Raw genomic sequence first — 12,507 nt, 5'->3', positions numbered from 1 at the left:
ATTGTCTTAATCTTGATAATCGGTCGTTCAGTGATTTGAGTTGGTCTCTGCACATTTGCCCAGAGCTTTGACACGGGCGGCATACCAGTTTGCGCCCGGTACGGCTGTTAAACCATGAAGGAGCGCACTAATCCATACCGCATTAACGGCAAGGTGCAAAATAGGTTCAGCGAATTCTGAATCAATTTCCCCAACAACCATGAGTGCAAACAAAGCTGTAGCCAAGCCGCGCGGGCCAAACCAGCCAAAGAAAATACGGGTTAAAGGGGATGCATCAGTGCCCATAAGGGATAACCAGATAGCGAGTGGTCGCACAATAAAAAGGCTGACCAGAATGATCGCGAGTGTAGACCATGATAAATGCGCAATCGCATCAGGTACGAGCACCAGACCAAGTAGAAAAAATGCCCCCCATGTAAGGCCTTGGCCTTCGCTCTCGGTAAATTCAAATATGAACTTGCATCTGTCTTTAACAATGCCGCCAAAGCAGAGGCCTGCAATGAAAGCCGCAATGAAACCATTGCCACCAATTGCCGTTGCGCCAAGATAAGCGGCAAGCGCCATTGCAATGGCACCAACGCCTTCATACACATCTGCCGTGAACTCTCTATCTTTTGCCCAAAGCAGAACAACCCCGCCCATCAGACCAACAGCAGCGCCTACTAATGGGCCAAGCACCAATTGTTTGGCACCAAACAACAGCCAATTTGTATCCCCCGCATCCACTGCGTTTGCTGTTAGGCTTGCAAATAGTAATATGACAGGAAGCGCCAAACCATCATTCAGGCCGCTTTCTACCGTCAAGGCTCTGCGCACACGATCCGGCACAATCGGATTTGAAACAACCGCTTGCCCAAGGGCTGCATCCGTTGGCGCAAAAATAGCCGCAACAAGGACAACAGCCACAAGCGGCCATGTTGGTAAAAGCAACCATGCCGCCATGCTTCCAAACACAATAGACAAAGGCAACCCGATCAGCAGCATCCGCGCTGGCCAAACAAATCGCACGCGCAATGCAGCAATATCTGTTTTAGCAGCATCCAAAAACAGCAATATCACGAGCGCAATTTCAGCAACAAGATGAAGTGTTTCTTCCATTTCACCAAGGGGGAATAATCCAGCATGCGACATGATCAAACCGAAAGCAATAAACAGCATAGGAGCTGTTAAAACAGTCGTGGACAGCCGTTTAGCAACCATGCAGAAGCAAGCAGTAAAGAGGCAGGTAATGAGAAGTGACGTTGTCATTTGTGTGCTACTATCCTGTGAATATATCCAATTATCTGTTGTTGATGGCAAAATGCATATTTCTTATGATGCAGGATGACACATTAAGGTTACACATTGCCATTTAAAACTTCAGACTGCAATGTGAAGCGGGGTTGTCATTTGAGCGGTATTATATTTTAAGTAATGGCCAGCTGACTGCTGCTGTTTTGGGTTCTTGGGAAGAATTATACTTATATGTCGGAATCAAACTGCCCTGAAGTTAGTGGAGATATTTCCGGTATCCGTGATGGCAATTCTACGGCAATTCGCCATTTTGTGAAAGAAAACACTCCATGGATGATGGCGGTAGCATTCAGAATTCTGCGCGACCACAGCTTAGTGGAAGATGTCGTTCAGACCGCATTTGGTAAAATTCTTGACGGACTGGCTGGATTCGAAGGTCGGTCGAAAATTAAAACTTGGATGCACCGCATTGTTATCAATGAAACATTGATGGTTGTCAGGAAAAGATCACGCCTGAACGAAGATTCGTTAGATGAATTGTTACCTATATTTGATAAGAATAAGTGTCGCATCGAAGAACCATGGGATACTATCGATACGCCTGAACTGTTAATGGAAAAATCTCAAACTGCAGCAAAAGTTATGGAGAAAATAAATTTGCTACCCGACCAGTACCGAATTATTTTAATTCTGCGCGATATAGAAGAATTTACGACTACTGAGGTTGCCGAGCAGCTTAATTTAAGTGAATCGAACGTGAAAGTAAGATTACATCGCGCTCGTGCGGCTTTAAAGAAACTCCTTGAGCCATTGATGAGAAGGCACGTTTTGTGAAACACAAACCACAGTCATTGATACGCCGCGTGCACGGCATAATGTTCAAACTCCCTTATATGATCACATGTGAGGAATTTGAAGATTTTATACTTGCATATATCGAAGGTGATCTTCCCAGAAATCAACGAGTTATTTTTGAACTCCATCTCAAGTTATGTCGTGAATGCCGTGAGTACCTAGCCAGCTATCGCACTTCCATGGAGTTAATGAAGAAAGCTATGAATGACACGACATTGTCTCTTCCAGAAGCCCCTGAGGACTTAATAGATGCTATTATTGCGGCAAGAGACAGTTAGTATGCTGCATCTGACTTTTGTTTAACGTTATCAGCTTGGGATCATTAAAAAAGGCACTGATTTGTAAGTGAAATTACGGAAGTTAAGAACTATCCAACAGCGCTAGAAAAGTCATTGTTATGTTAGTTCAATGACAATTATATCTAATTTACCAGTTTCGGCATGAACCAGGTGCCCAGTGGTTACAAATGCCACCGTTTTCCGCCACAAGTCATATTAGCTAAGTCTTTGAAAGTAATGGCGCGCTCGGGAAGATTCGAACTCCCGACCCCTAGATTCGTAGTCTAGTGCTCTATCCAGCTGAGCTACGAGCGCATCATTGGCTTGCAATTGTTAGCAAACCAGAATTTCATCGATACAGTCAACGATTATTCGCATCAACGAGATGCAGGAAGTAATCTGTTATTTGGGCAAATGCAACCCGCTTTTTTTAGGAATGATGAATCCTTTTGATTTTTTATATCAATGGAGGAAAAAATCAAACGATTGACTTACCTTTATTAGGTAGCTCAATCTCGAAAGTAGCTCCCGGACCATCATCATCTGTGAGCTTTATCGTTCCACCATGGGCTGTGACAATTTCATGGGCTATGGCAAGTCCAAGACCTGTCCCGCCTTTGGATAAGGACCCGCGAAATGCTTCAAAAAGATGTTCTTGGGCACGTTTTGGCACGCCGGGGCCTGTATCGCTGATAATAATACGCGTGCGGTCTTCCAACATGTTCGCGCCAATTGTCAGGCGTCGAACCAAGGATTCATCTTCCATTGCTTCTAGAACTTTTATCGCGTTGCGTGAAAGATTCATCAAAACGCGAAAAATTTGCTCTGGATCGGCATCAAGTTCTGTTCCCACAGGTACAGTATTACGCCATTCGACTGTTGGGTGATCATCGAGATCTAGCAATGATTCAAGTTCTTTGATCATTTTGGCTAAACGGATAAGCTGACGTTTAGGCGGCTCTTCCTTAGCGCTGCCATAGACAAGGGTTGATTCACAATAGCCTATTGCCCGATCAATACCGGCGATAAGCTTTGGAGCAAACCGTTGGACATCGGGGTCAGGAAGCGATGTTAGACGGTCGGAAAACAACTGGACAGAGGCCAGAATATTACGCAGGTCATGATTGACCTTAGAAACAGCCAACCCAAGGCTTGCTAGGCGTTTTTGGCTGGAGAGTGTGCCTTGGAGATCTTTTTGCATTTCTGCAAGACGCTCTTCCGCAGTTCCAAGCTCATCTGTGCGCCCGCCCGGTTTTATGATATTTTCACTGGCCTCCGGGTTTTTGGAAAAAGCCTCCATGCTATCTGCCAAGCGCGCAATGGGCCGCACGAAGAGTTTGCTAAGGGCGAAATAGACCATAGCTGCCGTTAAAACAGAAATGATTAAGGATAAAATCATCACATTGCGCGTATAGGTCAGCATCGCCGCACGCAAAGGCGGCTCCAGCGCAACGACTTGTATCAATTGATCTGTGCCAGGCGGAGAACCTGAAATTGAAATAATGCGCGGCGTGGTGGCGAGCAGTGTCATGAAGGCATCGTGGATAGATTGCCATGCTCCAGTATGAATCACATCAAACTCGGCACCAATTTCGCCAGCATCTTCGTCAATCATTGCAATGAGTTGTCGTCGACCATCTTTGCGATGCGCGAGGGTGACAACATCAAAGCTGCGCATTGCATCTTCAATGCGTTTTTGGTTTGCCTCTATCTGCTCTGGCGGCATGATCACACCAACGGGCACTTCAGGCGACATTAGTAATACTGTTCGTGCGCGCGTCAGGCGATCTGTCAGCCAGTCATTTCGAAATTTCGCAACTGAAGGAACGAAAACAAAAATCTCGCTTAGCATTACAAAACCGATGGTTAAAACCAACAGCTTAGCCGAGAGATTCATTGTCAACTTACGTTTTTTAGGTTTTACAATAGCAATAGCTTCGCCCACCCGTGAGTCGGCACTCTTATTCTCAGAAATGAGTGTTTCTTCTATAGACTTATGGTCTGGCGACTTATTCAAAGCCTGCATCCCCTACTTTCTTCTCTACTTTAAGATAGAGCATAGTTTCTTGCAAACAATGATAGCTGACCAGTCATCATATGTATGTGAAAGCTGTTCTAAGCCACCATTCGCTTTGGTCCTAGCCAAATATCCGCAAGAAACCGATTACGCGTTTGATCCAAGGGTTTTGGAGACTTGGTTTGTAATATTCGGTGGAAGCTCTTTTACCTATTTCTGTCATTGTAGGATAGGGAGGAATATAACCTGTCATTGCACCCACCTTCATACCTTGTGTGACCGCTAATGCCCAAATATTTATCATCTCACCAGCATTTTGGCCGACAATGGTGGCGCCAAGAATTTTACCCTTTTTATTGGTGATGACTTTAATCAGGCCAGTGGTTTTTCGCTCAGCCTGTGCCCTGTCATTTTCAACATAGGGCCAGCGTAATATTTTGATATCTTTATGCTGCTCCCTCGCGGCTTCTTCGCCAAGTCCAACATGGGACACTTCAGGGTCAGTGAAAGTGACCCATGGAATGATATTCGTTTTCTCTTTCGCGCCCATCCGAAACAGGATAGAGCGGATAACAAGGCCAGCATGATAACCGGCCACATGGGTGAATTGCAAACCGCCAGCAACATCACCAATCGCATATACGCGCTTATTTGTGGTGCGCATTTTCGCATCGACGACAATACCCTTACGGGAATATTCAATACCTGCTTTTTCCAGATCAAGACCGCTTACATTGGCAGCTCGGCCTGTTGCCAACAAAAGGTGTGAGCCGGCAATTGTTTCTTCTTTGCCATCTTTTTCGACAATGACCTCAACGCCATTTTCAGCACCTGGCAAAAGCCGAACGGTTTTTGTCTTTTCGCGAATATCCACGCCTTCGCGCCTGATTTCATCGAGAGCAATCGAAGTCAGTTCCGGATCGTCTTTGCCAAAGGCAGTAAACATTTCGATGACGGTCACTTTTGAGCCAAGACGGCGATGCGCCTGCGCCATCTCCATGCCGATTGGCCCACCGCCGATAACGACAAGATGTTCCGGTCTTTCGGTGGCTTCAAACAGTGTTTCATTGGTGAGATAAGAAACAGCCTCAATGCCAGGAATGGGCGGCACAAAGGCGGACGACCCGGTTGACACCACAAATCTGCGGGCTTTAATTTTATATTTACCGGCAACAACCGTTTTCTGATCTTGAAAATAGCCAGCTTCTGTAATGACCTTCACTCCAAGGCCAGTGAAGCGTTCAACGGAATCGTTAGGCGCGATCGCCGCAATCACCCCATGAACATGATCGTGCACTTTTTGGAAATCTACTTCCGGCTCTTGTGGTTTGATGCCAAATTTTTCTGACTGACGAAATGTTTCGGCTATTTTGCCAGCTGCAATCATTGCTTTAGAAGGCACGCAGCCATAATTCAGGCAGTCACCGCCCATTTTGCCTTTCTCAAGCAAAACAACTGATACGCCAAAAGCGGCGGCTGCAGCGGCAACACTTAGGCCGCCTGACCCAGCACCTATAACACAAATATCTGGGGTTAAGGTCTCTGTCATAGGGTGTCTCATTTGTTAGGAGGTTTAATAGGATATGCGCTCAGAAGAACAAAATAAATCTATGCAGCACAATAAACAATGTGCCGCATAGTTCAATCGGTCATATCTCTTTTAAAGGAGTGTTATTAGACTGTGCAGTTATGCCTCGCCCAATGTCGTCTTTTTGCGACGCACCCATTTGACAATCAATGGAATGACAGAAGCAACTGCGAGAGCGGCAAGGCCCAGTGTTATTTTTTGTGTGATATCTGAACCGTCAACAGCCGAACCAACCTGATCACCAATGAAGGAATAAGCATAGGTGCCTGGAATGATGCCGATGAACGTCGCTAGCGCGTAACGCGGCAAATCCATACCGAAAAGGGCTGGGGCAAGATTTGTGATCCAAAAGGGCACGACCGGCGCAAGGCGTAATGTCAAAAGGTAACTGAAAGCTTCTTTTTGAAAGCCTTCACGCAATTTATTCATACGCGGACCTGCTTTTTCAGCCAAATAATCGCCGATAGAGGTTTTAGCCACGAGAAATATGATGGAGGCACCTATAGTTGCGCCAATCACTGTTAAAGTTCCGCCAATGGCCCAGCCAAAGATGCCGCCCCCTGCAATGGTCAAGAAGCTAGCCCCAGGAAATGATAGTGAAACGGCGACAATGTAAATGAGCAAATAGGCACCCATTGCTAGAATGAAGTTATCCGTAACGAATGTATCAATCAGCGCTTTATTTTCCGCGACAGCATCAAGAGACAAATATTTGTGGAGACCTGACGCATAACCAATAACGAGGAGAGACAGAATAATTAGAAGGGGGGAAAACCTTTTCAAATTAACCAGTAAAGACGCTTTTTCAGAAGGCTTATTAGATGACATGATATTCTCATCTCTTGTTTCAAAGGTTCCATTTAGTGACATAATTTACTCCAGAAGTGCAACCGTAAATACTTTTGTTCTATCGTGTTAAGCGGTTTTATATGACCACTTATTTCTAGATCTGATATATGTACAAATTCTGTAAATTGAATTGAAAAATGCCCTTTTGACGAACATGTGAAAATAGCAATATCAACCTCACGGTATGGTGATCAAAGGGCAACGTAGTTCGGAGCGGGAGAAAGTGAATATTAAATAGATATTGTCTCTGAGGGCTTTGGCTTTAATTTCAAGGCCATTGAGAAGGCTTTTTACATTGACTTTAACCCCTCTTTGTTTCTATAAGCCGCAATCTCATTCTTTGGGTGATTGACGAATGTGGCGCAGACGACAAGATCGGCGCGCTGACTTCGACAGCAAAAACCAACGCATTACTGATGACGAGGCCTGTTTAAAAGACGGGGAAAGCAAATGAAACGTACATTTCAACCAAGTAATCTTGTTCGCGCTCGCCGGCATGGCTTTCGTGCACGTAAAGCGACTGTCGGCGGTCGCGCTGTTCTTGCTGCGCGCCGTGCCAAGGGTCGAAAAAAGTTATCAGCGTAAACCTGAGACGGTGCATCTGACAGGATATGGAGGGTTTTGACCAATGGTCGCGGCCCAAACTAGTCATAAGAGTATTCTGAAGAAGCGTGAGTCATTTTTAAATGCGGCAAAAGGGAATTATATTCCGCGCGGTTCTTTTGTTATGCAGCGTAATGCAAAAAAAGATGCTCACGACAATCAATTTGGTGTCGGCTTTACGGTTACGAAAAAGGTCGGGAACGCGGTGGTGCGCAATCGTGTAAGACGCCGTTTGCGAGAAGCTATACGTCATATCGATGATCAGTTATTCGAAGCATCGCATGATTATGTGCTTGTAGGTCGCGCTGGTGCATTATCAATTGAGTTTCCCACCCTTTGCGCCGACATTGAAAAAACACTAAAGAAACTTGCACGTGGTGAAGGGCGAGCAGCCAGACCGCGTAAATTTAAATGAAGAACCTAGCCAAAACAGGACAGTAAGAACCCATGCAGGATAACAAGAACCTCTTCATTGCCATCGGTTTATCCATGTTGGTTTTACTGGGCTGGCAGTTTTTTGTTCTCGGCCCTCAAGATGAGGCACGCCGTGCTGCGCTAGAGGCTGAACAAGCCGCACAAGCACAGTTACAAACAACAAATCCTTCTGCTGCGCCGGCAACACCTGCACCTGACAATCAAACCGGTGTTGTGCCCAATGTGCCGGACAATCAACCAACAGGCGCACCGGCAGCTCCTGGTACTGTACAAGCTGGTGCTGCAGGACAGCTGCCCACAGTTGGTGCGGCTTTAAAAAACACAAGCCGCGCGCGCATCAGTACTGAGCGCCTGAATGGTTCAATCAACCTGACAGGCGGTCGTATTGACGACCTTTTATTGCTCGATTATCGCGAAGAAATTGAAGACGGCAGCCCGAATATCAGATTGTTTCATCCTGTTGGCACACAAAATGCCTATTATGCTGAAACGGGTGTGGTTGCAGCTGCTGGCGGCCCGAAAGTACCAAATAGCAACACGGTTTGGTCTATTAAAGGTAATCAAACACTCTCCGTTGATAAGCCACTCACCTTAGTTTGGGATAATGGGGAAGGCCTCTCTTTTGAGCGCACTTATGAAATCGATGAGAACTATATGTTCACACTTACCGATAAGGTGATGAATAGCGGCGCTGAGGCTGTCAATGTCTATCCTTATGGCTTTGTCTCACGCCGTGGCCGACCCAAGACAAGTGGCATCTGGATTTTGCACGAGGGCCTCATCGGCATGTTTGGTGAAGAAGGTCTTCAGGAAATCGACTATGATGATTTGGAAGACACACCCTCAATCGAGGAGCCTGCAACAATAAACGGTTGGCTTGGCATTACTGATAAATATTGGGCCGCGACGCTTATACCTTCCTCGGAGAGTTCTTTTAAAGGTCGATTTGCTTATAGCGCTGGCGCAACTCCCGCTTTTCAGGCAGATTTTTTAGCTGATCCCTTAAATGTACAACCTAATGGGTCAGCTTCCGTATCCACCCGTTTGTTCGCTGGCGCAAAAGAGACAAATCTCATTGATGCTTACGAGGAAACAGGCATTGAGCGATTTGAGCTGCTGATTGACTGGGGATGGTTTTATTTCCTCACCAAACCTTTGTTCCATGCGCTTGATTATCTTTTCAAGATTTTTGGTAATTTTGGCGTTGCTATTTTGGCCGTTACCGTTGGTATCAAAATCCTTTTCTTTTGGTTCGCAAACCGCTCTTACGTCTCGATGAGCCGTATGAAACTTGTACAACCGAAAATGAAAGAAATTCAGGAGCGCCACAAAGACGATAAGCCGCGCGTGCAACAAGAGATGATGAAGCTTTATCGGGAAGAGAAGATAAATCCGCTTGCCGGTTGCTGGCCAGTTTTGATCCAGATTCCCGTTTTCTTCTCGCTCTATAAAGTTTTGTTTGTCACCATTGAGATGCGCCATGCGCCCTTCTTTGGATGGATTCAGGATTTGGCCGCACCCGATCCCACGACATTTATGAATCTATTCGGTCTGATTCCAATTGATATGCCGGGATGGATGCCACTCATCGGTGTCTGGCCGCTGTTGATGGGTATTACTATGTTCATTCAGATGAAACTGAACCCTGCACCGCCTGATCCAACACAACAATTTATCTTCAATTGGATGCCTGTGATCTTCACAATTATGCTGGCAAGCTTCCCAGCCGGGCTTGTTATTTATTGGGCATGGAACAACCTTCTTTCTGTGATCCAGCAATATGTGATCATGAAGCGCCAAGGTGTTGATGTGGATATTCTAGGCAATATGCTTGATACTTTCCGTAAAGATAAAAAGTCGGCTCAGATAGAAAAGAAACCGGACTAGCTGTGAGCGATAGCGATAACAAAATCGTAGAAATTGAACGGGCGGCTCTCGAAAAGGGCCGCCTTTTCTTCGCGAAGCCGTGGACGTTTTTATTAAGCGTTGCAGAGCTTGAAGGATTGCCCGATTTTTCTGGTCTTGAAGTTGCCTTTGCTGGCCGCTCCAATGTGGGAAAATCATCGCTCATTAATGCCCTGACCGGTGTAAAGGGTCTTGCACGCACATCGAACACACCGGGCCGCACTCAATTTTTGAATTACTTTTTGCCTGAAGACGCCGCGACCGCCGCGCTCGCGATTGTTGATATGCCAGGTTATGGCTATGCCAAAGCGCCGATGCCCTTGGTTGAGCAATGGACTGATCTAGTCATGCGTTATCTGCGCGGTCGACCTAATCTTCGTCGTGTTTATGTTTTGATTGATTCCCGTCATGGGATTAAGAAGAATGATGCTGAAGTTTTGGATATGCTTGATAAAACAGCCGTATCTTATCAAGTGGTGCTGACCAAGATTGATAAAATCAAACCACCTGCCGTCGTGCAGGTTTATGCTGAGGTTGAAGAGGCCTTGAAAAAACGGCCCGCTGCTTACCCGCAAATCATTGCGACCTCCAGCGAAAAAGGCGAAGGCATCGCTGATTTGCGTGCCGCGATCACACGCCTGACAACCGAATAGATTTAATCTTTAAAATTTTTGTTGAGGAGCCACGGAAATTTGACCCGCGGCACTTTACCATGGGGTGTTTTTTCCCAAACATGAGGGGCCGTTATCAGCTGGACAAGGGCGCGCCATGCAGCAAAGGACAATAAAACCCAATAGAACGGCAAGCCGAGAGCATACCACGTATGTGACTTTTGATTGCGATAAGACAAAGCGCGATAAGATAGATAAGCATAAGTGACAAAGGCGAAGAGAAAATTGAGAGCCATGGCAAAAGCAAAACCTGGCTGCGCATCAAAAACCACAGCGCGATGGATATGATAAACAATCAAAATCAAGAAGAATGGATAGCCAAGAGCTGAGACAAGCAGGCTGGTTGATATAAGGTGGAAGGTGAAGAACCCACGCCATCCAAGCTGTGAAAATGTGCGCTTAGGTGCCCTCATATGAACAAGACTTGTTTGCATCCACCCCTTAAACCATCGAGTGCGTTGTTTAAGCCATATGGTGAGATACGCTGGCGCCTCTTCATAGGTCGGCAAATCGATCACCTCCACTCTGTATCCATAGCGTTTAAGGCGAATGCCAAGATCTGCATCTTCCGTTACATTATAGGGATCCCAAGCACCAATGGAGCGCAAAACCTTTGTCCGAAAATGATTAGAGGTACCACCAAGAAGGACGGGAAATTTCCATCGCGCGAAGGCTGGAATCACACCATCAAAAAGGCCGGCATATTCAAGGGAGAACATCGCTGAAAGCCAAGAGTGCTTGGCGTTGTCTATTAACAGCGGTGCTTGTATGCAGGCGACCTCGCGGGTGGATTTGGAAAGCTTAAAATAGGCAGCCTTTAGTTGATCTGGATGAGGCCGATCTTCCGCATCATAGATCACCACAAACTCCCCGCGGGCGAGAGGCAAAGCATAATTTAATGCCCGTGGCTTGGTTCGTGGCTGACCGGGCGGCACGATGATGATTTCAAAAGCCGACCTGCCGGAAATCGCTAATCTTGCAGCTGAAATTGTTGGTTGGTCATTTTCCTCAAGTATAATTTTGATATCAAGCTTAGCGGCAGGCCAATTGAGATTAGAAAGAGCGTCCACCAGATCAGGAATGATGCTTGCCTCATCATAGGCAGCCACCAACACAGAATAGACAGGCAATTTTCGCGCAGCCATTACTGGGGTTGGCAGAAGTCGCGCTTTATTATCCCTCAAAGTAAAAGCCGCGCCAAAGCGCAAGCTAACCGAGAGAAAAAATAATACCGCGATAATGCCATTCAATATCAAAGACGGCATGCTGGTTGGTGTGACAGCTGATGTTATTAATAATAATATGATCAAAACAGCGAAGACAGCGATGCTTCCGCTTGGGACCTGATAAGCTGAAAAATTCGGCATCTGCCTATGCAACATTTGCGAAGCATGCTGGCTGAGTGTCTTATTCAAATGCCATAGATAAGCTTGTCTAATTTCGCTTGGCTGAGCAATAGCGATACGACTGTTCAATCCACTTAATTGAGCAAGTCGATATCGTAATCTCTCTATCTCTTCACGCTTCGGTGCTGTTACTAAAATGAGTGCGCCCGTTTCATCGCGATGGAGAATTTGCGAACTATAACGCAGCGCATGAATGATACCTTTGCTTTTCGTAAGCTGGATATTTTGAAGTTGTTGCGCTGTTACAAAATCCAGTTTTAAATGATCGGCAAGGCAGCGATAATAATACTCATTGGTAATCTGCCCCGAAGAAATCATTTCTTCATGTGCTTCGACATCCGTTTGGGATGCGTCCATCATGATTTTTCTTAATTGCTGATGCGAAAAGCCATATCGAGTCAAAAAACCGATATCTGATGCTAAAAATTTCCCCTCGTCATTCGAAGGAGTGTTATTTTGATCGTTGATGGAGATTGGAATGCTCTGTATGTTAGAAAATGATTGACCTTTAAAAAGAGTTCTATCGCAATAAATAAACCTACCGATTAGAACGTTTAAAATTACGTTTGCATTGAAGAAAGCATGAAAGAAATATTTCCACAATGAATAATTTCCTATTTTTATTTGGTATATTTAAGAGGATTACTGCGGCAGTTCTATTGTTTTG

10 protein-coding genes and 1 tRNA gene are annotated in these 12,507 nt (G+C 45.7%); 5 read left to right on the top strand and 6 right to left on the bottom strand.

Going from position 1 to position 12,507, the window contains the following annotated elements; genetic code table 11:
• Positions 1-27: 27 nt before the first annotated feature.
• Positions 28-1,248, bottom strand: a complete 1,221-nt coding sequence (locus ABJ081_06010) for a cation:proton antiporter (GenBank protein MEP6356218.1) — start codon at positions 1,246-1,248, stop codon at positions 28-30.
• A gap of 216 nt (positions 1,249-1,464) precedes the next feature.
• Between ABJ081_06010 and ABJ081_06005 the strand changes: the two genes are divergently transcribed.
• Positions 1,465-2,067, top strand: coding sequence for a sigma-70 family RNA polymerase sigma factor (locus ABJ081_06005; protein MEP6356217.1), 603 nt, complete (start codon positions 1,465-1,467; stop codon positions 2,065-2,067).
• Positions 2,068-2,604: 537 nt separating this feature from the next.
• Here ABJ081_06005 and ABJ081_06000 read toward each other — a convergent pair.
• The 4 genes from ABJ081_06000 to ABJ081_05985 form a co-directional block, all read right to left on the bottom strand.
• Positions 2,605-2,681, bottom strand: a tRNA-Arg gene (locus tag ABJ081_06000).
• Between the two features lie 163 nt (positions 2,682-2,844).
• Positions 2,845-4,392 (bottom strand): HAMP domain-containing sensor histidine kinase, encoded by a 1,548-nt coding sequence (locus ABJ081_05995; GenBank protein ID MEP6356216.1) that lies wholly within the window; start codon positions 4,390-4,392, stop codon positions 2,845-2,847.
• 112 nt (positions 4,393-4,504) lie between these two features.
• Positions 4,505-5,932, bottom strand: a complete 1,428-nt coding sequence (locus ABJ081_05990) for an FAD-dependent oxidoreductase (protein ID MEP6356215.1) — start codon at positions 5,930-5,932, stop codon at positions 4,505-4,507.
• 138 nt (positions 5,933-6,070) lie between these two features.
• Positions 6,071-6,841: a TVP38/TMEM64 family protein gene (locus ABJ081_05985; GenBank protein ID MEP6356214.1), complete on the bottom strand. Its 771-nt coding sequence runs from the start codon at positions 6,839-6,841 to the stop codon at positions 6,071-6,073.
• A gap of 429 nt (positions 6,842-7,270) precedes the next feature.
• Between ABJ081_05985 and rpmH the strand changes: the two genes are divergently transcribed.
• From rpmH to yihA, 4 genes are read left to right on the top strand one after another with little or no spacing between them, the layout of a single operon-like run.
• Entirely contained in the window at positions 7,271-7,405 is a 135-nt protein-coding gene (gene rpmH, locus ABJ081_05980) for a 50S ribosomal protein L34 (GenBank protein ID MEP6356213.1), read from the top strand.
• A 43-nt stretch (positions 7,406-7,448) separates the two neighbouring features.
• Positions 7,449-7,838, top strand: a complete 390-nt coding sequence (gene rnpA / locus ABJ081_05975; GenBank protein MEP6356212.1) for a ribonuclease P protein component — start codon at positions 7,449-7,451, stop codon at positions 7,836-7,838.
• A gap of 32 nt (positions 7,839-7,870) precedes the next feature.
• On the top strand, positions 7,871-9,745 hold the full coding sequence (yidC, locus tag ABJ081_05970; protein MEP6356211.1) for a membrane protein insertase YidC: 1,875 nt from the start codon (positions 7,871-7,873) through the stop codon (positions 9,743-9,745).
• Between the two features lie 23 nt (positions 9,746-9,768).
• Positions 9,769-10,416 carry a ribosome biogenesis GTP-binding protein YihA/YsxC gene (yihA, locus tag ABJ081_05965; protein MEP6356210.1) on the top strand — a complete coding sequence of 216 codons (648 nt, stop codon included), beginning with the start codon at positions 9,769-9,771 and terminating at the stop codon, positions 10,414-10,416.
• Between the two features lie 2 nt (positions 10,417-10,418).
• Here yihA and ABJ081_05960 read toward each other — a convergent pair whose 3' ends face one another.
• The gene (locus ABJ081_05960) at positions 10,419-12,200 is read right to left on the bottom strand and encodes a glycosyltransferase (protein ID MEP6356209.1); all 1,782 of its coding nucleotides are present in this window, start codon (positions 12,198-12,200) and stop codon (positions 10,419-10,421) included.
• Positions 12,201-12,507: the final 307 nt, after the last annotated feature.

It is taken from the genome of Hyphomicrobiales bacterium (assembly GCA_039989895.1).
Lineage (GTDB): Bacteria > Pseudomonadota > Alphaproteobacteria > Rhizobiales > JACESI01 > JACESI01.
This window is presented reverse-complemented; position numbering and strand designations above follow the sequence as displayed.